This is a genomic window from Pedobacter jeongneungensis (assembly GCF_039538295.1).
Classification (GTDB): domain Bacteria; phylum Bacteroidota; class Bacteroidia; order Sphingobacteriales; family Sphingobacteriaceae; genus Pedobacter; species Pedobacter jeongneungensis.
The window spans coordinates 1-21,768 of sequence record NZ_BAABBY010000016.1 but is presented as its reverse complement, the minus strand read 5'-3'; the positions used below and the strand labels follow the sequence as shown (position 1 = coordinate 21,768).

The following is a 21,768-nucleotide window of genomic DNA, read 5'->3' as shown; positions in this document are numbered from 1 at the left end:
TATAGGGAGATTCGGGTATTATTACCCGGATCTTTTCTTTTTAAGATCATTTTTAATTAAAATAATACCATGATATGATTGCCAATTTATTGAGGACAGAAACTGCAGAAAACCATAAAACACTAGAGTCGTTAATGTTTGTAAATGAAATTATGAACAATTCGTTAAGCATCGATCAGTATAAAAAACTGTTGACGGTTAATTATATCATCCACCAGAAATCAGAAAATATATTGGCCAATATGCTCAATGCTGATATTGCCGCAGAGCTCGAAATGAATAGCAGGCTAAAACTTTCTGCATTAGAAAAAGACTTAAATTATTGGGGTATTGATAGTTTAACATTGCCGGGTTTAAATTTTGAACTCTATCTTCCGCAAAAAAATACTGCCGAAGTTTTAGGCGCTTTATACGTGCTTGAAGGTGCAACATTAGGCGGAAACGTAATTAAAAGGCATATTTTGGCCAATCCTAACTTTAAAGATCATGAAGCCGGTTTAAATTATTACGGTGTATATGGTGAAGAGTTGAGCACAAAATGGAAAAAATTCGTTTCAGTATTAAATGAACGCGTTCCGGAAGTAGATTATGAGCGTTGCATCAACAGCGCCAACCAAACCTTTAATAACCTGATCAACTTATCAAAACAACTCAGTTAGCCCCTCCGATTTTGATCTTCAAAATGTAAAAAATGGGCCTGTAATAGTTTCAGGGCATTTTTTTTTGATTGTGAAAATGTGCAAAACTTATTGTAAATAAATATTTGCTTTCTGTTGTTAATTCAAGGTAAATATGTATTATTGAAAAAAATAAATTTTTTAAACCTTAAAAACATCAATTAGCGATGGAAAAATTCTCAAAAGTTAAAGCTGCTCTTGCTGCTGTTGAAGCAGATGTAGAAAAATTTTATAATGCTGGCAATGCAGCTGCTGGTACTCGTGTGCGTAAAGCAATGCAGGATCTTAAAGTTTTAGCACAAGAAATCCGTGCAGAAGTAACTGAAAAGAAAAACTCTGGAAAATAATATTTCGCGGGTAGAAACAAAAAGGGTTCTGGTATGCCGGGGCCCTTTTTGCGTTTGCTGATAGTAGCTTGCGGGGGTCGGATGGGTATGTTTCCTGTCAGACCCCCGTAAGTCTTTTTTAAAATCCTAAAAAAGATAAAGCTCCCCATCGCGGAGAGCTCTTATCCAACTAACAAAACATATTTTTTTATCCAGACCTCTGAAATCTGATCGTTAGATCATACATCCGGTTTCAGAAACCTTTCGATGATTATCCCTTTTTAACCAGTTTATATTCGATTACCGGTTTGCCACGCGTGCCACCATCATTAGAAATAAAGCTGTTAAACTTAAGTTTGTATATATTTCCAGATGCATCTTTCACAAGAAAGAATATGTCTGATTTAACACCTATTGGTGTTGTAATGCCATTAGTTGTTACCGGTTGTGTAAGGCGCCAGTTTGCACCAATTACATCTCTTGAAGAGGAGAAAGTAACAGATGATAAGTCCGATTCAGTAAATGCCGCATAAGATTTTTTACTGGTAGAAAATGCTGAAGCAGTAGTTCCGCCCAGGCTGTTAATAAAAACCAGATCAGAAAATGCATATGGAAAAGTGCTGGTCCAGTACATGCTGTAACCCCAAACAATATCCCAGCTTGCCTTTGCCGGCTCAGCAGTTACAGCTGTTCCTTTAACTAAAGATGCAAACTGGAAATTGGCTTCAGTATTTTTAGTAATATCTAATGTTTTAAAAGTAGTTTCGGTTAATTTAGCATATTGTAGTGTGTAGCCATTACCTTTTCTGATCACCCTGATTTTGTAAAGTTCATCATTGGCTAATACGTTAGCTGATCCTCCTTTTCTGTTAACGATATACACTTTATTTTCAGCATCTGTTGCCGAGATTGTAGCAATAGCGGTTTTATTTAGAATATTTGCCTCTCTGCCATCATCAACTATGCTGAAATTACCTGATCCTTGCCCAACTTTTAATACACTAGAATCAAAGCCTGTAGCAGTTACGGCATTTAAATCTGTTTTATCCGTCACCACAGCTGAAGCGCCGTTGGTTGAATTCAAAATAACTTTAAAATCTGTTCCACTGTAAAATCCTAAATCCCAGCTGTCTCTTTCAATAGCAGTTTGTTTATCAGTACTAAAATCTACATAAACGCTATTGCCGGCTGCACTTCCAAGTTCTGCACCAATTAAACCATTAAGTGTTAAAGTATTTCCGTCTGATGGTGGAACAACCACAATAGGTTCATCAGTATTTTTTTTACAAGCGGTAAAGCTTAGCGCCAAAAGTGCGATAGCGATTGTTGAGTTAAATTTGTTCATGTTTTTATTATAATTATGTAGTTTAATATTAGAGTTTACTCCAGTTGTAAGTTAAGCCCAGTACGTAAGAACGGCCATAGCTATATGGTACAGATGCACCACCTGTACTATGGGCGCCACCGGTAGCAGTTGAGCTGTTGCTTAATTGCGTAACATTAAATAAGTTTTTAACCCCTGCGTTAATGGTTAAAGAGCTGAACAAAATTTTATTCAGCATTAAATCAGCAAAGCTGAAACCCGAAATCGTCGTTTCTTTATACAGCTCTGGTGTACTGCTTTTTTGAAAACCTGGCTTTTTGCCTGTATATTTAAAGAACACACTAACATTTGCATCGATTTTAGGAAATCCATAGGTTAAATTCGCCGTAATTTCAGGAGACCATAATATTTTTGTGCCCGCAAAGTCTTGAGCTTCCGAATAATCGTGGTAGGTGCCTATATAGGATACGCCAATATTAGCTTGTAAAGATTTGAAATTCAATGTATTATCCAGCGTTCCTCCAGTCGTTTTAAAGTTTTCAATATTAAGTAATGTGGTAACAGTCGGATTGGCAGGATCAAAATCAAAAATAATCCTGTTTTTGAATTTGTTGTAAAATCCGGCAAGTGTTGATTTAAAACTGAGGTCTTCTGATGATATCCCTGCCCAGGCAATCGAGGCATTGAAACTATCAGATTTCTCTGCCTTTAAATTTGGGTTTCCATAAATGGTGTGACTTGCATCTACAAAATCGTAATATAATTCTCTAAGGGCTGGAGATCTAAATCCTTTTGCATAAGCCAGTCGAAGATCCAGTTGATCATTTAGTTTAAACTTTGTATTTAATGAAGGAATTACCGGGGGCGCATTGTAAACCGAATTTTTGATAAACCTGAATCCAGGTCGGATATTGATTCCTTTGCCAAACTTAAGTTCTGATGAAATGAAAGCAGCATAGTCACTGATTACCGGTGAACCACTTATTCTTTGTCCGCTGGCTGCATCCCGATTGTATTCAACACCTGGCTGAAATGATACCATTTTATTCAATGTATAAACAGCCGTTGCCCTGAAAATGGCTGAATTAAACCTGGCAACATCCTGTTCTCCTGCACCAAGTGATAATTCTTCGGTATTATTGGTAAAATCATGAATAACTGTTCTGGTGGCCCGGTCGAGATTGGTAAAACCTGCAATAGCTGATAACTGTAGCGTATTATTGATTTTGTATTCAGATTGAAGCTGTTGTGTGTAGCGGTGTGTGGTATAAGTTTGCAATAATCCCTTAAATGTATTAGGGTTTAATCCGTTACGGACATCAATATCTTCTTTTAAGCCATCCAAACGGTACCAGATGTTGAAATTATGATTGCTGTATCCGATTTTAGTATTCGCCAAAAACTGTTCTTTCGGTTTCCAGCGGTTAGGTACGGCGCTCACTTCCTGAATGGTAGCTGTTTTACTTGCTAAATTCCAGCCACCAAATTCATTGTGCGTAAAACCTGCCAATATGTTCCAGTTATTGTTTTTCCAGTTGGCACTGATATTCTGTATATGATTTCCCTTACCAGATAAAGCCTCGTATTCATTACCTGCAGATTCTTCCTGAACCCTTGCAGATAGGTTTAATAAAGATTTACCAGCACCACGCTTGGTTATGATATTGATTACTCCTGCCAGTGCATCTGTACCGTATATTACAGACATTGGCCCTTCAACAATTTCGATACGGTCGATGGTATTGATATCGATCTGGTTTAAACTTTCCCTGGCATCCGACCGGTCTGCCATAGGTACACCATCAAGCAAAATTTTGATGTTTCTGCCGGTCATTCCCATCAAAGAAACATCGGTGGTTCCTAAAGTTAAATCATTACTAAAGCGAAAACCCAGTTCGGTGTTTAAAACCTGCTGTACATTGGTAGCAGCCCTCAATTTAATCCGTTCGGCCGTAATGGTTCTGATATTGTAAACAGAGTTCCTTAAAGTTTGTGGCCCGTACTGCCCGGTAACAACAACATCTTTTAAATCATTTGCCTTAGTGGTATCAACTTTAATTTCTTGAGCCACAGTAACAAATCCGCAAAGCGATAAGGCAATTGATAAATATATCTTCATTTATTTAGACTAATTATAAATAATTGTGCAAATTTGTGCATAATCACAAAAAACAGATAACGTTAAACGGATAATTAATACCGCTAAACGGATTAAATCATGATGGAATTTAAACGCTCAGTAAATGGAAATACCATTTATAACAACACTTATCCCGATAATTTTGAAGGCAGTAATATTGTTGATGAATTTGCAGTTGACTATAAAAACGACAATGCAAGCATCGAGATAAAAGAGAAATGGTTTAAGGGGATCCACATGAGTTTAATTAAAATTGAAACTGATTTGCAGCAAGATTTTCTTTTCGAATCTTCCTGTCCGCTTGTCGGTTTTTTATTTTGCTTAAGTGGTGTAATTGGCTATAATTTCAATATTCAACAGGATAATTTCTCCTCAATTAACAAAAACGAGCAAAACATTAATTTAGGTTGTATTGATAAAATCGTATTCAGGACAACAGAGCAAACTAAATTGCTTTACATACAATTTACGGAAAGTTATTTTAGAAAGGCTGCAGCAACCGAACCCCTTTCACTTCAATCACAATGGTTTCAACAGCCCGTTAAACCTGAAACCAGTTTAATTTTACAGCACATTATTAATTGCAAACATGAGGAAAAAGCTAAACGTTTATTTTTAGAAGCAAGGATTCTAGATTTAATGATTATGTTCCTGAACCAGAATCAGGAGCAGCAAAGCATTACTTTTAAACAGGAAGATATCAATAAAATTATGCTGGCAAAGCAACTGGTAGAGCACGATCTCCAAAGGCCAAACTCACTGATTGAACTTTCGCGTAAAGCCGGCATTAACGATTATAAGCTTAAGAAAGGCTTTAAAGAATTAACGGGGCATACCGTATTTGGTTACCTGTATAAAATCAGGATGGAAAAAGCACACTACTTCCTGTCGAAAGAAAAAAAGAGTGTAAATGAAGTTGCTTTTTTAGTAGGCTACAAAAATGCCCAGCATTTCATTGCAGCTTTTAAAAAGAAATACCACATTTTGCCGGGCAGTTTAAATAAAAACTAAAAACTCAGCGCAAACGTTTGTTTATTCTTTTACTTCATTCACAATCAGGTCTGATTCTACAATGGTATTGTAATAAGCCTGGTTCTCTGAATTTGGACTGTGGATCAGATCAAGCAGAATATTTGCGGCTTTCTGCCCTTGTAAATAAGGGTATTGCTCTACCGATGCAACAGGCGAATTATCCAGGTAACTGATAATGGGTAAGTTGGCATAACTCACTATATCAAAATCATTAATCACATTTAGCTTTTTGAAATATTTGATCAGAAATAGTGCTACATAATCATTAAAAGCAACAATTGCTGTAGGTTTTCTTTTGTGATTTAAAAACTGGTCGGCAGCTTCTATAGTGCCTTGTTCAGTTAAATCGCAATTCACAACCAATGAAGGGTCGAACTTTAAACGGTTAAAGTTAATGGCTTGCATGTAACCATCTTTGCGTTCTTCGCTTGCATATAAGGTATTTGGACCATTGATCATGCCAATACTTCTGTGGCCTTTTTTTAACAGGTAATTAACTGCTTTTATGGTTGCACTTTCTAAACTGCAGGCAACATAATGTACATTTTTAAAAGGAGGGATGCGGTCGAAAAATACAACAGGAATATTAAATGAGTTTAATTTTTCAAAATGATCAAATTTCGAAGTGTCTTTACTGATGGATACCAGTAAACCATCAACACGCTGATTTTTCATTTTTTCAACGAGTTTCACTTCCTGTTCATAATTATCATGAGATTGGGCAAAAATAACCGTGTAGTTTTTTTTAATCGCTTCATCCTCAATGGCCGATATGGCGATAGAGAAAAAGTGTTCAGAAAGTTCAGGTAAGATTACACCAATTGTGTAGGTTTTTCCTTTCTGAAAAAGAATTGCCGCATTATTAGGCTCATAGTTTAGAGATTTGGCCAGCTGCTTAATTTTCTCCCTGGTTACCGCTCCAATACTGGGATGATCGTGTAAACCTCTGGAAACACTAGATGGGGATATGTTTAAAATCCTGGCTATTTCTTTGATTGTGGTTGGCTTCGATTGCATTGTAAGTGCTAAACTACATTAAATTTCTTCAATATGTAATATTACAAAATTAATCAAACGTTTGCGTTGTTTTTTTTTCTCATTTCTTTCTTCCAGCTTGTAAATATCAATACATTCGGGGAACGAAACGTACATCATTTCCGGAATTAGTAGCATCAGATTTACAGATAGAAAATGATTAAATTTAATAAAAAATGAATGAGGCATTAAAATAAATGCTGATTTATAAAGGCACACCCCCAATGATTAACAAAAATGCCCCTCTTTATGAGGGGTGTTTAAAATAAAAAACGAGAAGTGTTCGTACCACTCCTCGCTAAACGGGTTATATTCCTGCAGGCAGGATACAATAAGTTATCTAAGCTATATGTTAACCCATACCAAAGGTATAAAATTTAGTTATTCTTTAAACATCAAATCCTTTCAATTTTGGAGGGATTTTTCATTACAGAAGTAATCCAATCGTCATATATACCTGCGATCTGATTTTTTTAAAAGCATATTCCTACTTTGGTTTTTTATTTTAGTTAGAATGATCGCATTATATATCATATTAGTTCTGGTTATTGCATTTTTTGTAATCATCAATCTCCCGGTTTTCGGCCGTTTACCAAAAAATCAAAGGTTAGCAAAAATTCACCACTTGCCCAATTACAGGGAAGGTGCATTGCAAAACCTGTCGTTTACGCCGATGCAGCCCGAGGGCGTAAGTTTTTTTAAAATTTTAAAGGCATTCTTTTTCGAAAAACATCCCAATAAATCGCCTGATAAAGCACTTCCTTTTGTAACACCGGATATTGCAGGAAAGCCGGAAAGTAATGTTCCCGAAATCATCTGGTTCGGTCATTCCTCTTATCTGATCAAGGTACAGGGGCTCAGGATTTTGGTTGACCCGGTATTTAGTCAAACGCCTTCACCATTTTCGTTTATCGGAAGTAAGGCTTTTAAAGGAACAGATGTGGTAAAAGCCGGTGATTTTAAAGATATTGATATCCTGGTGATTACGCATGATCATTACGATCACCTGGATTACCCGAGTATTTTAAAAATTGCACCTCAGGCGAAAACAATTGTTACTTCTTTAGGGGTAGGGTCGCATTTAGAACGATGGGGGATTAAAACAGAAAAAATCAATGAATTAGCATGGAAGCAATCAGTTACTTTATTCAACGATTTAACCATAACTGCTGTTCCCGCCAGGCATTTTACCGGCAGAAAATTTAAAAGAAATCAAACCCTTTGGTCGGCTTTTATATTGCAGACTGCTAATTATAAACTGTTTATGGGTGGCGACTCAGGTTACGATACACATTTTGCAGAAATAGGAGAGGAATTTGGTCCGTTTGATCTGGCGCTGTTAGAATGTGGTCAGTATAATGCGTATTGGCCTTATATCCATATGTTTCCCGAAGATACTGTGCAGGCCGCTATCGATTTAAAAGCAAAAGTATTAATGCCTGTGCACTGGGGTAAATTTAGCCTGGCCATGCACCCATGGAACGAACCTGTAAAAAGGGTTGTTGCAGCAGCAGGAGAAAAGGCTTTTCCTTTACTTACGCCAAAATTAGGCGAAACCGTGATATTAAATGGGCATTTCCCTGCCGAAAAATGGTGGTTACCAGAATAAAAACTAAACAATAATCTGTGACAGGTGTTTAGTTTCTAAACTCAAATAAAATTATGAAAACTGATCTTGTAGAAATTTTTCAAACCATTAGGGCAGGCATACAGCCATTTGCAACACGGGGATATACTGTTCATGAAAATTCTGAAACCGGCTATGATCTTTATAGTGAAAAAAATATTGATGTAAATGATGAGAAAGTTACCGAGCGCTTTTTTACGGGAGTTTATATTAACGGGGATATAGTTGAAGTGAAATTAAATACAAGCGAATTTTCTACAACAAATCAGGAATTGGTTCATTTCGGCGAAAATACTGCAGGTCTAGCAATTACGCAGTTAGATGATACTAAATTAAAGGAAGTAGGAACACTGGTCGAAATTATCCATACCAACTTTAAAGAAAAAGAATGGATTTAAAAATCTGATGGTTAAATTTGCGGCAGATAATTTTTCTGAATAACCTTCTGCCGATTGAATATTTTAAACCCTGATTATAACTGGCATCATCAATTTAGTATAGCATTAGCTGAACATAAAATTGAATGCCATTTTTTTTTGGAAGATGATTTTAAACTTGTAGAAGTTAATACAAGTCTGTTGATTAATTTAGTTGGTCTAAATAATTCCTTTAAACCAGGTGATCTGATCAGGCTTAAAGAAAAATATTTCAAAAAAAATATCAGACTCATTCACCTTTGGGAGGATGTTTGGCTCTTAAAACCGGCTCAGGTTTTGGGCAGGATTAAATCTTTACTCGGGCAAAATATCCGCATTCATGGTCGGAAAACAAAGGTATTTAAAATCACAAAGCCGGTTGCTGATGCTTTTTTAACCAAAAACCATCTACAGGGACCGGTGAGCAGCCGATATAAAGTTGGATTATTTGAAAAAGAGGATCTTGTGGCGGTGGCTACTTTTTCGGCACTTCGAAAAATGAATCATACTGAAAATTACAAATCGGCAGAATTAATCAGGTTTGCCGTTAAAGCTGGCTATTCCATTACCGGCGGATTAAGCAAGTTGATTGCTTATTTTGCAGAAACCTATAAACCAAATGACCTGATGACTTATGCCGATTGCGATTGGTCTGCAGGCGAGGCTTATGATACCTTAGGTTTTGTTCAAACCACCTTTTTATCACCTCAGATTTATATTTTGGATGAGCATTTAAATCGTCAGCTAAAAAAAGAGAATCAGATTTCAGCTCAGGAAGTATTTAATACAGGAAGTTTAAAATTTATCCTAAAATTTTAATGGATCAGCATAACCTCATCATTATTTTGGGTGCAACGGCATCGGGTAAAACAAAACTTGCCGTGCAGATTGCCGATGCCCTGGACGGAGAAATTATCAGCGCCGATAGCCGCCAGGTATTTAAACGCATGGACATTGGCACCGGGAAAGATTTGCAAGAGTATCATATAAATGGAAAAAGCATTCCCTATCATTTAACCGATATTTTAGAGCCGGGCGAACGTTACCATGTAGATGCTTTTAAAAACGATTTTTACAAAGCTTTTGAAAGCATAACCGCAAAACATAAAATCCCGATTCTTTGTGGCGGCACAGGCATGTATATTCATAGTTTGTTGCAGAACCAAACTTTTACGGCAATTCCCGTAAACCAGGGATTAAGGGATCAGCTTGATTTGTTATCTATAGAAGAACTGATTTTTAAAATACAACAGGATAACATTCAAAATACCGGACATGCTGACCTTTCTTCAAAAAAGAGGTTAATCAGGGCTTTGGAAATTGCTGAATATTTAAAAAACAATCAATTGGAACCCGTAGAAAGGCCGGAACTTAAACCCGTTATTTTTGGTTTAAAAAATGAAGTGGAAGTAACCAGGGCTAAAATTCTTGCCAGATTGGAAGAAAGGTTTAAAGCGGGATTGATCGATGAAGTAGAACAGCTGATTAAAGATGGGATTAGTAAAGAAATGCTGATTTTTTACGGCCTGGAATATAAATTCATTGTGAATTACCTTGATGGGCTGCTTACACTAGAAGAACTTAAGCTTAAACTTGGAATAGCCATTTGCCAGTATGCCAAAAGGCAGAATACGTTTTTCAGGAAAATGGAAAAAGACAATGTTCATATCATCTGGCTTGACGCATCAGCCCCAGCAGACCACTTAAAACAGTTGATACTAGAAAAAGTTTCAGTTCAGGTAAATTAATATTCATTGGTCATCTTAAGGTTGGTTTATAGGTTAAAAAGCTTCAAAAAAGCCCTTTTGGCACAACCTTTGTGTTTGTTGAAGCATATTAGTTTTAACTCATAAATTATCCTTAAAATGAAAACAATTACTAAAATCATTGCTACTTCAGCAGCTGTAGTGGCATTATTTTTTTCTACAAATGCTAATGCACAAAAATTAGGAATAGGTGTAACTGCAGGTATCCCAACTAGTGATGCTTATGGTGTTGCACTAGGTGCAGATTTACGCTATCAGTTCGATATCGATAAACAATTATCTATTCCAGTTACTGCAGGCTATACCCATTTAAGTGGAAAAGAAATCGGTAATACAGGTATTGATTATCCAAGTTTCGGTTATATTCCGGTAAAAGCAGGTGTTAAATATTTCTTTAATACCACTGGTTCAGGTATATATGGCTTAGCAGAATTAGGTGCTGGTTTCGGTACAAGTTCAGGCAGTGGAACTTCATTTGTGTATTCACCAGCTGTTGGTTATGCATGGAGTAACGGATTAGATCTAGGTGTAAAATACGAAGGTCTGGCTAAAGATGGTGGTAGCACCGGATTTTTCGGTCTGCGTTTAGCTTACGGATTTAATCTGTAAAATCAAGCCACAATAAAACTGAAAGCCTCCTTTTAAGGGGGCTTTTTTTATTTCATAACATTCTGAAAAAAATGAAAATATAAAAATCCACAAATGATATTTTAACGTATATGACTTAAACCCTTAATTAATAAATTAAAATATCTGACAATGAAAACAATTACTAAACTTTTTGCAACAAGCTTAACCGCACTTGCAGTTTTAACCACTTCAAATTTAAAAGCACAAACAATGGATTCGACACAGCCAATGACAAGCGGAAGCGGCATGGCATTCAAAATTGGTGTCGGTGTAAATGGTGGCTTATTTCCTGACCGTTCTGAAATGGATTATGGTTATGGCGCTGATGTTAAACTTCAATACGACTTAAGTCCGTATGTGGCTGTTACTGCTTCTGGTGGTTATACCAGATTAAAATGGAAAGGTAGCCCACTTAAATTCGAATTTATCCCTGTAATGGGTGGTGTAAGGGTTTTCCCGATCGAAAGAATGTATTTGGCTACTGAGCTGGGATCAGGACTGGCTATTAAAGATGGTGCCAACATGAACTTTATTTATACCGGTGGTTTAGGTTACGAATGGAAAAACGGCCTGGATCTTGGTGTTAAATACGAAGGTTACGTAAATAATAGCGCTTCTGATCTTTACTTTATGAAAACAGGACAGTTTAACCTAAGACTTGGATATAATTTCAAATTATAATTAAAACATCATAATATTTTGCGAGTCCCGATGAAAATCGGGACTTTTTTATTTATTTAATATTTAAATTGCTATTTTGAGCCGAAAACCAAATACAATGAACAGAATATTCGGAATAGCAATACTTACTGCTTTAATGGCCTGCAACCAGGCGAATAAAAATTCTACAGCAAGCAAAGACTCGACAAAAACAGATTCAGTTGCTGTTAAAAATGAGATTGCTATAAAAGACAAACAGAAATTAGCGATTTTTAACCAATATGTGGTTTTAAAAGATGCGCTGGTAAAATCTGATGCTGCAAATGCCCAAAAATCGGCTGTTCAGTTACAAACCAGTTTGGCTGCCTACAAAGGCTGTGAGCCAACAGCTGCTGTGGCCGGTAAAATTGCAGCAAGTAGTGATCTCGTTTCGCAACGAAAAGATTTTACAGTTTTAAGTGCCGATTTAATTGCTTTGTTAAAAGGAACCGAGATTGAAAAAGGTACAATTTATGTGCAGCACTGCCCGATGGCAAACAAGGGAGATGGAGGCGACTGGTTATCAACTGAAAAGGAAATTAAGAATCCTTATTATGGTAACGAAATGCTGGAATGTGGGAGAGTGGCTGAGGAGATAAAGGCGAAGTAAATTCCAAAAGCTGTATAATTAAGCATGATTGTTACGTCATTTTGACCAATTATTCATATTAATTTAACAGATTTGTTATGCATGTATATTAATTTTATATAATTTAGAAAGCTATAAACACAATACAATAATATGTCAGATATTGCAGAGATTAAAGTTGATGGTAAGACAATAGAATTGCCAGTAATAACAGGAACAGAAGACGAGAAGGCCATTGATATTTCGAAATTAAGAGATCTTACAGGCTTTGTAACTTTAGATACTGGTTTTAAAAATACGGGTTCTACAAAAAGTAAAATCACTTTTTTAGATGGTGAAAAAGGCATTTTAAAATACAGGGGTTATTCTATTGAAGAACTTGCAGCCAAATCAAGTTTCTTAGAAGTTATTTATCTGATTATTTATGGAGATCTTCCAACACAGAAACAACTGGAAGATTTACAGGCCGATATCAGCAAGCACACACTGATTCATGAGGATATGAAAAAATTCTTTGATGGTTATCCGTCAAGATCGCATCCGATGGGTCAGTTAGGTTCATTAATATTTTCGCTGTCTACATTTTACCCTGAGTGTTTGAAGCCAAATCAAAGCGCAGAAGAGCAGGATTTAACCATTATTAAGTTATTGGCTAAATTCCCGACCATTGTTTCTTTTGTTTATAAGAAATCATTGGGCCATCCGCTTATTTATCCGAAAAATAAATATGATTATGTGACCAATTTCCTTTGGATGACATTTGGCCAGCGTACCGAAGATTATGATGTAAACCCGATTGTGGTTAATGCAATGAATAAATTGCTGATCCTGCACGCAGATCATGAGCAAAACTGTTCGGCTTCTACTGTACGTATTGTCGGTTCATCAGACTGTAATTTATATGCTTCAATTGCTGCAGGTATTGCTGCACTCTGGGGACCATTACATGGTGGTGCAAACCAGGCGGTTATCGATATGTTGGAGTTAATTAAAGCCGATGGTGGCGATACAGAAAAATGGATTGCTAAAGCCAAAGATAAAAACGATCCTTTCCGTATGATGGGTTTTGGTCACCGCGTTTACAAAAACTTCGATCCAAGAGCAAAAATCATTAAAAAAGCATGTGATGATATCCTGGAAAACTTAGGTATTGATGATCCGATTTTAGAAATTGCTAAAAAGTTAGAAGAAGCCGCTTTAACTGACCAATATTTCATTGAGCGTAAATTATATCCAAACGTAGATTTCTATTCAGGAATTATTTACCGTGCCCTAGGTTTCCCATCAGAAATGTTCACCGTTCTTTTTGCTTTAGGCCGTTTACCAGGATGGATTGCACAATGGAAAGAAATGCACGAAAATAAAGAACCTATCGGTCGTCCGCGCCAGATTTATGTTGGTGAAACAGATAGAGAATTTGTTGAGCTGAAAGACAGAAAATAATTTAGTTAAGCATAAAAAAACCACTCGATAATATCGGGTGGTTTTTTTTGTGGGTTTACTTTCCTTTACCAATAGTCGTCATTGCTGTGACGGCCATTTATTAAGTTGTCATCCTGAGCGTAGTCGAAGGATCTCCACTACACTGCGTTTCGGTCGAGATGACGAATCTTAAGTTAAGTAGCCACGTAATAAATCAAATTGATCATTGCTATTTCTGAAAGCTTAAAGGCAACCGCATAAAGAATTAAAATCCAGAATATTTTAAAAATTGTACTCCAGGTTTTACGCTGATAAAAAACGGTAAGTGCCTTAAACATGTACCAGAATAAATATATGGTAACGCCAACCTCGATAATACTACTCACTATAGAATCTTCCCCAAACACATGTTTCATAATGGGCTGGGTAATAATTGAGACGATAAAGTAAACCATCATGCCATGGATGGTAAAAATCAGGTGATCTAAATAATAGATATGGTTCTTCCTGAAGTTGAGCATAATAAACCAGGCCAGTAAAGGCATCAGTAAGAAATATTGTTTAGGCCGGTTATGTTCGAGGGTTTCCTGAATTACTTCTGATTTCTCTCCAATGGTAATCGCCCTTTTTTTAATCAATCTTTCATACCAGCTATCCTGTTCGGCAGGTGTTAATTTTTTCTGGCGGGACAGGTAGGCTGAGTAGGTACTGTCGTTTCTTTCAATATGGATCTCATTAAAATCTTCGATCAAATCCGAAATGGAATCCGATTTTAAGGTGGTATTTTCTGTTTTGAGCCTGTTCAGTTCTTTTTCCTGACCGGCAAAGCCCAGCTTTATAAATTCTTTTTTCTGAATCGCTTTATTAATCGATTTTGTGGTCCTATCCGCAATGCTTTTAGGCATTCCGGTAAGCTTAAGCGCTTTATTTACACTATCAGTTACATTTTCACCCTTGTTATGTTCAATATCTATATTATCATGGTTTGAATCTTTTTCTACATGTTTTGGAGAGTACACTACCAAAAAGTAAACAATAGAAACAAAAATGTACATGCTCACCGGATTGATGTAGCGGGCTCTTTTACCTGCTAAATAATCTAATGTAACCTGGCCTGGCTTAGTTAAAAGGGGTGAAAGGGTTTGAAAAAATTTATTGTCGAAATGAAAATAATGGGCAATGCTATGGCTGATAAAAGTCCAGAAACTTTCTTTTAATTCTAGATTTGGTTGGCCACAGCTGCTGCAATAATGTTTCTCGACATGAGAACCGCAGTTTAAACAATTATGTTCTTTTCTATACTTACCAGCTGACATAGGATAAAATGGAATGGAGAGGTTATAAATGGTTAATGGCTTCTACTTCTGCACGGGTATGTTTGTGTTTAAAAATAACCACAAAAACAACAGCAATCACTAAAACGTAAATGGTAAAAGTTAGCCAGATATTGTGCCAGTCTTTAACATCCAGTGCCCGGCTTAGATCGCCATTCTGTAATACGCTGATGCCTTTATTTTGTAAAAATTTAAGCAGATGTTCGTTATCTGCTTCGCTTTTTACATATTTTGATAATGAGCCGATATTGGTATAATAGGTCGTAAAATATTTACTGATCATCCAGCCTGATATTAAACTTCCAAATACGGCACCAAAACCATTGGTCATCATCATAAACAAGCCCTGGGCTGATGAGCGTATTTTTGGTGTAGTAGAGGTTTCCACGAATAATGATCCGGATATATTAAAGAAATCGAAAGCCATGCCGTAAACGATACAAGAGGTGATAATCATCCAAAGGTTGGCTGAAGGATCGCCAAAAGCGAATAAACCAAAACGTAACACCCAGGCAAACATAGCAATGGCAATTACCCATTTGATTCCAAACCGTTTTAAAAAGAATGGAATGGCCAGGATAAAAAGCGTTTCTGATATTTGGGAGATCGATAAAATGATAGTAGAATACTTGATCACAAAAGATTCTGCAAAGACAGGGAATAGCTTAAATTCATCTAAAAAAACATCACCATAGGCATTGGTTAGCTGCAATGCTGCGCCTAAAAACATAGAGAAAATAAAAAACAGTGCCATTTTGTAATCGGCGAAAAGTTTAAACGATTCTAATCCCAGTTTTTGAGCAAATGTTTTTTTCTCGCTGATTAAATTTAAAGGTTTACATGCCGGAAGAGTAAAAGAATACAGGCCCAAAAATAAAGCACTTATCCCGGCAATGTAAAATTGATTTGCACTGGCTTTGTTACCTGTTAAATTGGTAATCCACATGGCTGCAATAAAACCAACGGTTCCCCATACACGAATAGGAGGGAAATTTTTTACAACATCAAAATTGCCGTTTTTTAAAGTGGTATAGCTGATGGAATTGCTTAACGCAATGGTTGGCATGTAAAAACACATGGCCACCAATATTACCCAAAAAAATGTATGAGGATTTTCTACCTGAGGAAGATAGAACATGGTAGCGGCGTAAAGGATGTGTAAAATAGCATAGAGTTTTTCTGCGTTGATCCATTTATCGGCGATGATACCGGTTATGGTTGGCATAAAAAGGGATGCAATACCCATTGTAGAAAAAATAATCCCGAAATCTGCACCATCCCATTGTTTGGTTCCAAACCAGTAATTTGCAATCGTAATTAACCAGGCAGCCCATACAAAAAATTGCATGAAACTCATTATAGTTAAGCGAAACTTAACGTTCATAATAATAGTTTAGTTTGATTATTGAAAGTAAAAGCTGAATATAGAACTATTTTGAATGATAATCCAAAATGAGCTTAAATTATTTTAAACAATCTGGCTCATTTTGGTATTTAGCTTTTTTATTTATTGATTTTTTAGAAAAATCTATAGATATTTTGATCTGTTGGGTATTTTTAAAGAAAAATTAAGATGTTCCGCGTTTATTAAGTTCATCGCGTAACCTTGCGGCTTTCTCGTAAGCTTCTTCTGCTATGGCTTCCTGCAGTTTTTGCTGAAGTTCTTCCAGCGTTAGATCGCCAAAGCCCTGTTGTTTGCCGGCACCTGGTAAACTGTCTGCTTCGGGTTCTTTCGTTAACGAATCCATATTCTCAAGGAAAAGAAAATCATTTCCTTCAATTACGATCCCTGCAGAAGCAAGAATAAATTCGTAGGTATAAATTAAGGCGTTAAACCTAACGGCCAGGGCAATAGCATCAGAAGTGCGGGCATCAACCTCATGGGTGTTCTTGCCATCGCTACAAATCAGCTTTGCATAAAAAACACCATCAACGAGGTTGTAAATAATTACTTCCTGAATATTGATATGAAAAGTATCAGCCATCGATTTAAAAAGATCGTGTGTTAATGGCCTGCTGGGAGTCATTTTCTCAATTTCTATGGCAATGGCTTGCGCCTCGAAAGCACCAATAATTATGGGTAAACGCCTGCGACCATTTACTTCTCCTAAAACAAGGGCATAAGCACCAGATTGAGTCTGGCTGTAAGATAAACCTACAATATCTAATTTTACTTTTTTCATATTTGTCGATGTCATGTTGAGCTTGCCGAAACATTATTTAATCCTTCGACAGGCTCAGGATGACAAAAATTATCCCTTATGTGCTTTTAATGCTTCGATTAATTTTGGTACCACTTCAAAAGCATCGCCAACAATACCATAATCGGCCACTTTAAAGAAAGGTGCTTCAGGATCTTTGTTGATTACTACAATAACTTTTGATGAACTCACACCAGCCAAATGCTGGATAGCGCCAGAAATACCGATTGCAATGTATAAATTAGGACTGATGGCTATACCGGTTTGACCAACGTGCTCAGAGTGAGGTCTCCAGTCTGCATCCGAAACCGGTTTAGAACAAGCTGTAGCTGCGCCCAATAAACCGGCAAGCTCTTCGATCATTCCCCAGTTTTCAGGTCCTTTTAAACCTCTCCCTGCTGATACTACCAGTTCTGCATCAGGCAACGAAACTTTATCTGTTGCCCTTACAATATCTTTAATTAACGTACCTAAATCCGATTGTTTGATATCGGCACTAAAAGCTTCGATCGCTGCATCTGTTGCATTTTCTTTAACGCCAAAAGCGTTTGGATTTAAAGCGATTACTTTGTTTGCAGAAGTTAATTCGGTAATGGCAAATGCTTTACCTGAAAAAGCTGTTTTCTTAACGGCAAATTTTCCATCGGTGCTTGGTAATTCTACTGCACCATCTGCCAAACCTGCTTTAAGTTTTACTGCAATGCGTGGTGCTAAACCTTTGCCCGAGAAGGAGTTAGATAAAACAACAATATCAGCGCCTTCTTTTTCGGCAGCAGCAGCAATAACGCTTGCGTAAGCCTGGTTTACGAAAGTTTTTAACTGATCGGCGCTTACATTTAAAACTTTAGCTGCGCCGTATTTACCTAATTCTTTTAACTCACTTTCGGCAACATCACCGATAGAAATAGCAGTTAGGCTGGTTGATTGTTGGTCGGCAATGGCTTTGGCATAAGAAACGGCTTCAAAAACAGATTTCTTGAATTTACCTTCAGCTTGTTCTACATATACTAATACTGACATATATTTATTCCCTGAATTCCCTTATTTGGGAATTAAATTTTATATTGAATTAATTCGATTAATTATCTCTTTATCTGACAACTGAAAACTCCAAACTGCCAACTAAATTACCTTTGCTTCGCTATGTAACAAGATGATCAGCTGTTCTGTTTGATCGGCAGGAATTAACTTTACCGTACCACGTGGGGCTGGGGTTTCGTATTTAGTTACTTTACTCACTTCCTCAATTGCCACAGCATCAACTACGGTTAAAGGTTTTGTTCTCGCACTCATAATACCACGCATATTTGGTATTTTTGGCTCCGCAACACCTTCGGCACAGCTCGCAATAAACTTACCAGAAACTGTTAATACTTCTTTTCCACCTTCAATCTCTCTTTCAATAGTTGCGGTATCACCTTCGAAAGTTAATTTTTTAATGATGGATACCGATGGGATATCTAAAAATTCGCCAACCATAGCCGCAACCTGGTTTCCATTGTAATCAATAGATTCGCGACCGGTTAAAATAATATCAAAATCTTTGTCTTTAGCATACTCAGCTATCTGTTTAGCCACAAAATAAGCGTCGCGTGGTGCTGCATTAACGCGTACAGCATCATCTGCACCAATAGCCAAAGCTTTTCTAATGGTAGGATCGTTGGCTGCTTCGCCTACGTTAATTACCGTTACCGTTCCTTTACCGCCTTCGGTTAACTCGATGGCCCTTGATAAAGCAATTTCATCGTAAGGATTAACAATATATTGCACTCCCGCCGTATTGAATTCGGTATTATCATTAGTAAAAGTTATTTTTGTCGTCGTGTCTGGCACGTTACTGATACAAACTAATATTTTCATATGTTAATAGTGGTTTTTATTTAATGAACGATCTGGAACTATAATTGTTCACTGTTAATCGATTCATATATGATATCATTATTATATAAGGTCTTTCTGCAAATTTAATTAAAAAAGCAAGGAAATAAAATGTCATCTACCCGTTTAAGTAAGTTATTGGAATTTTTAGAAAGTGATGCTAACGATCCGTTTATACTATATGCCTTAGCCACAGAGTATAACAATCTAAATGATAAAGAAAAAGCTTATTCTTTTTACCTTCAGTTAACCGATAAACATCCTGATTATGTAGGAACTTATTACCATTTAGGCAAATTACTGGAAAAAGACGGGGAAAAAGAGAAAGCGATCGAAACCTATCAGAAAGGAATGCAGGTGGCCCGGAATAAAAGAGATATGCATGCGTTTTCTGAATTACAGGGTGCATATAATTCGGCTGCCGGATTAGATTATGAAGATGATTAAGCCAATTTTCAGTTTACAGTTAGCCTTTTAAATTAATGCAAACCAAACCCATAGCTGCTAAAAGACAGTGGCTTTTTATCCGGAATGTAATTTTTTTTACTTTCACTTCTTTTGGCGGTGCGCAGGCACACCTGGCATTGTTGCTAAAATATTTTGTTCAAAGCACAAAATTCATTTCAGAAGAAGAACTTTTGGAGCTGAATGCACTGGCGCAAGTGTTGCCGGGACCTGCATCTACGCAAACACTGGTGGGAATTGCATGGAAGGTTGGTAAATTAAAACTGGCCATCATTACTTTTTTGATCTGGATTTTGCCCACTGCCGCAATCATGACTTTTGCAGCGATTAGTTATGCCCTTTTGGATCAAAAACAAAAATTTAACGATATTTTAGAATACATCCAGCCCATTGCCTTAGGTATTGTGGCTTATGGTGCATGGAAACTGGGTAAAAAAGTACTTTCCTCGCAGGTTTCTATCTTTTTGGCCATTGCTTCGGTAATTGCTACGCTGGTTTTAAGGAATGCATATGTATTCCCATTGTCTATATTAATCGGTGGAATGATTTCCTCAGCTATTGAGACGCCAAAAGAAGAAACTGAATTGCGGGTTAAGCTTTTCTCGAACATCAATCCGAAAAAACTGATCTACTTTTTAGGTGCACTGCTCTTATTTGCATTAGTTGGTGCCATTATCAACAGAACATCGCCTTTTAGTTTGCCAATCCGTTTGCTCGAAAATTTTTACCGTAACGGTATATTGGTATTTGGTGGGGGACAAGTGCTTGTACCATTGATGTTTACCGAGTTTGTAGAGATGAAGCATTATTTGCCATCATCAGGATTTTTATCTGGTTTTGCGCTTCAGCAAGCCTTACCCGGACCTACATTTTCTTTTACCAGTTATTTGGGTGCCCTGAGCATGAAAAATTTTGGTTATGGTTTATGGGGGCAGATTTTAGGTGGATTAATTGGCGTAATAGGCATCAATTTACCCGGTTTAATCCTCGTTTTATTTATCGTTCCTTTTTGGGATGACCTGAAAAAGATTTCGAGGATCCGTCACAGTTTATCTGGAATCAATGCAGTGAGTGTAGGCTTCATTATTGCTGCATTTGTACTCTTGTTAATTCCGATGGGGTTTAACTGGCTGTTTTTAGGGATTATGGTGGCTACATTTTTACTGCTCAATTTTACCAAAGTAAGTCCGCCGGTTATTGTACTCGCCGGAATTCTGCTTGCTTATATTTTTTAGTATTTCTTCACATGGATTTTTTATAAAGAAGATTTTAGTTATATCTTCGGCAAATTTAAAATCAGATAAAATTATGAGGAAACTATTAACGCTTCTATTATTAAGCGGGCTAGGCGTAACTACCCGGGCCCAGGAAAAAAACAGTTTTGAAGTGGGACTGCATGTAGGCTACAATGCGGCTACTGTTACAACAAGTACCCAAACCAACAGCGAATTTAGAAGTGGCTTTAACGTTACAGCGGTTGGAGATTACTTCTTTTCGGACAGGTGGAGTATTAAAGCCAAAATTGGTTATGACCAAAAAGGCTGGGATAATGGATATTTAACCAACCTGGATAATGGACAAAGTTTTGTTACCAATTACGAGATTAATTACTTAACCATTCCTGTAATGGCCAACTGGCATTTCGGTAGAAAAAGAAACTGGTATTTAAACTTTGGGCCTTATTTTGGTATTCTGCTAGATGCAAAAGAATCAAAATTTAATATTGATTTAAAAGATTTTGTGCACAACCGCGATATCGGTTTTGATTTGGGTATCGGAGTAAAATTGCCAATCGCAAACAAAATTAAGGTATTGCTGGAAGCTGACGGACAGTCGGGTATTACCGATTTGTTTAAGCAAAACCAGGGATATCAAATTAGAACGGGAAGATCAAGCTTAAACGCTGGTCTGCTTTTCAGTTTATAGAATGTTCATTAAACAAAAAATGCCTCAAATTTAGACTGCCCCCAAAAAGTTAGACACTATTTGGGGGCATTTTTATGAGAAAAAACAGAAGTCACACAGCTGAGTTTAGGCTAAAAATTGTGAAAGAAAAGCTACGTGGTATTTCTATCCGCGCGCTATCAACAAAGTGGAAACTTTCCACTTCTATCATCAGGAAATGGGTTGACCATCATCAGTCTTCGGGTGCATTAGGTTTATTACGCAAAAGCTATCATTATTATACTATTGAATTCAAGAGAAGT

23 protein-coding genes are annotated in these 21,768 nt (G+C 36.8%); 14 read left to right on the top strand and 9 right to left on the bottom strand.

Annotated elements, in window-relative coordinates; all coding sequences use genetic code 11:
• Positions 1-74: 74 nt before the first annotated feature.
• Together ABD769_RS23310 and ABD769_RS23305 are read left to right on the top strand one after the other, a co-directional pair.
• The gene (locus tag ABD769_RS23310; RefSeq protein ID WP_344853770.1) at positions 75-659 is read left to right on the top strand and encodes a biliverdin-producing heme oxygenase; all 585 of its coding nucleotides are present in this window, start codon (positions 75-77) and stop codon (positions 657-659) included.
• A gap of 185 nt (positions 660-844) precedes the next feature.
• Complete coding sequence (locus ABD769_RS23305) at positions 845-1,024, top strand: histone H1 (RefSeq protein ID WP_344853769.1); 180 nt, start codon at positions 845-847, stop codon at positions 1,022-1,024.
• Positions 1,025-1,274: 250 nt separating this feature from the next.
• Here ABD769_RS23305 and ABD769_RS23300 read toward each other — a convergent pair whose 3' ends face one another.
• The gene (locus ABD769_RS23300) at positions 1,275-2,348 is read right to left on the bottom strand and encodes an HmuY family protein (RefSeq protein WP_344853768.1); all 1,074 of its coding nucleotides are present in this window, start codon (positions 2,346-2,348) and stop codon (positions 1,275-1,277) included.
• A 28-nt stretch (positions 2,349-2,376) separates the two neighbouring features.
• Positions 2,377-4,446 (bottom strand): TonB-dependent receptor plug domain-containing protein, encoded by a 2,070-nt coding sequence (locus tag ABD769_RS23295; protein WP_344853767.1) that lies wholly within the window; start codon positions 4,444-4,446, stop codon positions 2,377-2,379.
• A 99-nt stretch (positions 4,447-4,545) separates the two neighbouring features.
• On the opposite strand from ABD769_RS23295, the gene ABD769_RS23290 reads away from it, so the two are divergent.
• A complete protein-coding gene (locus ABD769_RS23290) occupies positions 4,546-5,478 on the top strand; it encodes a helix-turn-helix transcriptional regulator (RefSeq protein ID WP_344853766.1) in 933 nt (310 codons plus the stop codon).
• A 21-nt stretch (positions 5,479-5,499) separates the two neighbouring features.
• Here ABD769_RS23290 and ABD769_RS23285 read toward each other — a convergent pair whose 3' ends face one another.
• Together ABD769_RS23285 and ABD769_RS23280 are read right to left on the bottom strand one after the other, a co-directional pair.
• Positions 5,500-6,516, bottom strand: coding sequence for a LacI family DNA-binding transcriptional regulator (locus ABD769_RS23285; protein ID WP_344853765.1), 1,017 nt, complete (start codon positions 6,514-6,516; stop codon positions 5,500-5,502).
• An 18-nt stretch (positions 6,517-6,534) separates the two neighbouring features.
• Positions 6,535-6,672, bottom strand: a complete 138-nt coding sequence (locus ABD769_RS23280; protein WP_344853764.1) for a hypothetical protein — start codon at positions 6,670-6,672, stop codon at positions 6,535-6,537.
• Positions 6,673-7,048: 376 nt separating this feature from the next.
• Between ABD769_RS23280 and ABD769_RS23275 the strand changes: the two genes are divergently transcribed.
• From ABD769_RS23275 to ABD769_RS23240, 8 genes are all read left to right on the top strand, one after another.
• On the top strand, positions 7,049-8,143 hold the full coding sequence (locus ABD769_RS23275) for an MBL fold metallo-hydrolase (protein ID WP_344853763.1): 1,095 nt from the start codon (positions 7,049-7,051) through the stop codon (positions 8,141-8,143).
• 53 nt (positions 8,144-8,196) lie between these two features.
• The gene (locus tag ABD769_RS23270; protein ID WP_344853762.1) at positions 8,197-8,559 is read left to right on the top strand and encodes a hypothetical protein; all 363 of its coding nucleotides are present in this window, start codon (positions 8,197-8,199) and stop codon (positions 8,557-8,559) included.
• Between the two features lie 54 nt (positions 8,560-8,613).
• The gene (locus ABD769_RS23265; RefSeq protein ID WP_344853760.1) at positions 8,614-9,396 is read left to right on the top strand and encodes a PDDEXK family nuclease; all 783 of its coding nucleotides are present in this window, start codon (positions 8,614-8,616) and stop codon (positions 9,394-9,396) included.
• Complete coding sequence (gene miaA / locus ABD769_RS23260; RefSeq protein ID WP_344853759.1) at positions 9,396-10,325, top strand: tRNA (adenosine(37)-N6)-dimethylallyltransferase MiaA; 930 nt, start codon at positions 9,396-9,398, stop codon at positions 10,323-10,325. The genes ABD769_RS23265 and miaA overlap by 1 nt, the downstream gene beginning before the upstream one ends.
• A 117-nt stretch (positions 10,326-10,442) precedes the next feature.
• Entirely contained in the window at positions 10,443-10,952 is a 510-nt protein-coding gene (locus ABD769_RS23255; RefSeq protein WP_344853758.1) for an outer membrane beta-barrel protein, read from the top strand.
• A 150-nt stretch (positions 10,953-11,102) separates the two neighbouring features.
• Positions 11,103-11,654 carry a hypothetical protein gene (locus ABD769_RS23250; RefSeq protein WP_344853757.1) on the top strand — a complete coding sequence of 184 codons (552 nt, stop codon included), beginning with the start codon at positions 11,103-11,105 and terminating at the stop codon, positions 11,652-11,654.
• Between the two features lie 97 nt (positions 11,655-11,751).
• On the top strand, positions 11,752-12,282 hold the full coding sequence (locus tag ABD769_RS23245) for a DUF3347 domain-containing protein (protein WP_344853756.1): 531 nt from the start codon (positions 11,752-11,754) through the stop codon (positions 12,280-12,282).
• A 132-nt stretch (positions 12,283-12,414) separates the two neighbouring features.
• Positions 12,415-13,704, top strand: a complete 1,290-nt coding sequence (locus ABD769_RS23240) for a citrate synthase (RefSeq protein ID WP_344853755.1) — start codon at positions 12,415-12,417, stop codon at positions 13,702-13,704.
• 173 nt (positions 13,705-13,877) lie between these two features.
• Here the strand turns inward: ABD769_RS23240 and ABD769_RS23235 are convergent, their stop codons facing one another.
• From ABD769_RS23235 to ABD769_RS23215, 5 genes are all read right to left on the bottom strand, one after another.
• Positions 13,878-14,999, bottom strand: a complete 1,122-nt coding sequence (locus tag ABD769_RS23235; protein ID WP_344853754.1) for a DUF3667 domain-containing protein — start codon at positions 14,997-14,999, stop codon at positions 13,878-13,880.
• A gap of 22 nt (positions 15,000-15,021) precedes the next feature.
• A complete protein-coding gene (locus ABD769_RS23230) occupies positions 15,022-16,401 on the bottom strand; it encodes a nucleoside permease (RefSeq protein WP_344853753.1) in 1,380 nt (459 codons plus the stop codon).
• A gap of 184 nt (positions 16,402-16,585) precedes the next feature.
• Positions 16,586-17,200: a bifunctional nuclease family protein gene (locus tag ABD769_RS23225; RefSeq protein WP_344853752.1), complete on the bottom strand. Its 615-nt coding sequence runs from the start codon at positions 17,198-17,200 to the stop codon at positions 16,586-16,588.
• A gap of 69 nt (positions 17,201-17,269) precedes the next feature.
• Complete coding sequence (locus ABD769_RS23220) at positions 17,270-18,238, bottom strand: electron transfer flavoprotein subunit alpha/FixB family protein (protein WP_344853751.1); 969 nt, start codon at positions 18,236-18,238, stop codon at positions 17,270-17,272.
• 102 nt (positions 18,239-18,340) lie between these two features.
• Positions 18,341-19,078, bottom strand: coding sequence for an electron transfer flavoprotein subunit beta/FixA family protein (locus ABD769_RS23215; protein WP_344853750.1), 738 nt, complete (start codon positions 19,076-19,078; stop codon positions 18,341-18,343).
• A gap of 129 nt (positions 19,079-19,207) precedes the next feature.
• Here ABD769_RS23215 and ABD769_RS23210 point away from each other — a divergent pair, with 129 nt between their 5' ends.
• The 3 genes from ABD769_RS23210 to ABD769_RS23200 all read left to right on the top strand — a co-directional run bounded on the left by ABD769_RS23210 (position 19,208) and on the right by ABD769_RS23200 (position 21,487).
• Positions 19,208-19,543: a tetratricopeptide repeat protein gene (locus ABD769_RS23210; RefSeq protein WP_187594816.1), complete on the top strand. Its 336-nt coding sequence runs from the start codon at positions 19,208-19,210 to the stop codon at positions 19,541-19,543.
• 35 nt (positions 19,544-19,578) lie between these two features.
• Entirely contained in the window at positions 19,579-20,796 is a 1,218-nt protein-coding gene (gene chrA / locus ABD769_RS23205) for a chromate efflux transporter (RefSeq protein ID WP_344853749.1), read from the top strand.
• A 73-nt stretch (positions 20,797-20,869) separates the two neighbouring features.
• Positions 20,870-21,487, top strand: a complete 618-nt coding sequence (locus tag ABD769_RS23200) for a porin family protein (protein ID WP_344853748.1) — start codon at positions 20,870-20,872, stop codon at positions 21,485-21,487.
• The last annotated feature ends 281 nt before the right edge of the window (positions 21,488-21,768 follow it).

Excerpts from the sequence above, each read along its gene's own strand:
- ABD769_RS23310 (WP_344853770.1), top strand. The coding sequence starts at position 75 with ATGATTGCCAATTTATTGAGGACAGAAACTGCAGAAAACCATAAAACA.
- ABD769_RS23305 (WP_344853769.1), top strand. The coding sequence starts at position 845 with ATGGAAAAATTCTCAAAAGTTAAAGCTGCTCTTGCTGCTGTTGAAGCA.
- ABD769_RS23300 (WP_344853768.1), bottom strand. The coding sequence starts at position 2,348 with ATGAACAAATTTAACTCAACAATCGCTATCGCACTTTTGGCGCTAAGC.
- ABD769_RS23295 (WP_344853767.1), bottom strand. The coding sequence starts at position 4,446 with ATGAAGATATATTTATCAATTGCCTTATCGCTTTGCGGATTTGTTACT.
- ABD769_RS23290 (WP_344853766.1), top strand. The coding sequence starts at position 4,546 with ATGATGGAATTTAAACGCTCAGTAAATGGAAATACCATTTATAACAAC.
- ABD769_RS23285 (WP_344853765.1), bottom strand. The coding sequence starts at position 6,516 with ATGCAATCGAAGCCAACCACAATCAAAGAAATAGCCAGGATTTTAAAC.
- ABD769_RS23280 (WP_344853764.1), bottom strand. The coding sequence starts at position 6,672 with ATGCTACTAATTCCGGAAATGATGTACGTTTCGTTCCCCGAATGTATT.
- ABD769_RS23275 (WP_344853763.1), top strand. The coding sequence starts at position 7,049 with ATGATCGCATTATATATCATATTAGTTCTGGTTATTGCATTTTTTGTA.
- ABD769_RS23270 (WP_344853762.1), top strand. The coding sequence starts at position 8,197 with ATGAAAACTGATCTTGTAGAAATTTTTCAAACCATTAGGGCAGGCATA.
- miaA (WP_344853759.1), top strand. The coding sequence starts at position 9,396 with ATGGATCAGCATAACCTCATCATTATTTTGGGTGCAACGGCATCGGGT.
- ABD769_RS23255 (WP_344853758.1), top strand. The coding sequence starts at position 10,443 with ATGAAAACAATTACTAAAATCATTGCTACTTCAGCAGCTGTAGTGGCA.
- ABD769_RS23250 (WP_344853757.1), top strand. The coding sequence starts at position 11,103 with ATGAAAACAATTACTAAACTTTTTGCAACAAGCTTAACCGCACTTGCA.
- ABD769_RS23245 (WP_344853756.1), top strand. The coding sequence starts at position 11,752 with ATGAACAGAATATTCGGAATAGCAATACTTACTGCTTTAATGGCCTGC.
- ABD769_RS23240 (WP_344853755.1), top strand. The coding sequence starts at position 12,415 with ATGTCAGATATTGCAGAGATTAAAGTTGATGGTAAGACAATAGAATTG.
- ABD769_RS23235 (WP_344853754.1), bottom strand. The coding sequence starts at position 14,999 with ATGTCAGCTGGTAAGTATAGAAAAGAACATAATTGTTTAAACTGCGGT.
- ABD769_RS23230 (WP_344853753.1), bottom strand. The coding sequence starts at position 16,401 with ATGAACGTTAAGTTTCGCTTAACTATAATGAGTTTCATGCAATTTTTT.
- ABD769_RS23225 (WP_344853752.1), bottom strand. The coding sequence starts at position 17,200 with ATGAAAAAAGTAAAATTAGATATTGTAGGTTTATCTTACAGCCAGACT.
- ABD769_RS23220 (WP_344853751.1), bottom strand. The coding sequence starts at position 18,238 with ATGTCAGTATTAGTATATGTAGAACAAGCTGAAGGTAAATTCAAGAAA.
- ABD769_RS23215 (WP_344853750.1), bottom strand. The coding sequence starts at position 19,078 with ATGAAAATATTAGTTTGTATCAGTAACGTGCCAGACACGACGACAAAA.
- ABD769_RS23210 (WP_187594816.1), top strand. The coding sequence starts at position 19,208 with ATGTCATCTACCCGTTTAAGTAAGTTATTGGAATTTTTAGAAAGTGAT.
- chrA (WP_344853749.1), top strand. The coding sequence starts at position 19,579 with ATGCAAACCAAACCCATAGCTGCTAAAAGACAGTGGCTTTTTATCCGG.
- ABD769_RS23200 (WP_344853748.1), top strand. The coding sequence starts at position 20,870 with ATGAGGAAACTATTAACGCTTCTATTATTAAGCGGGCTAGGCGTAACT.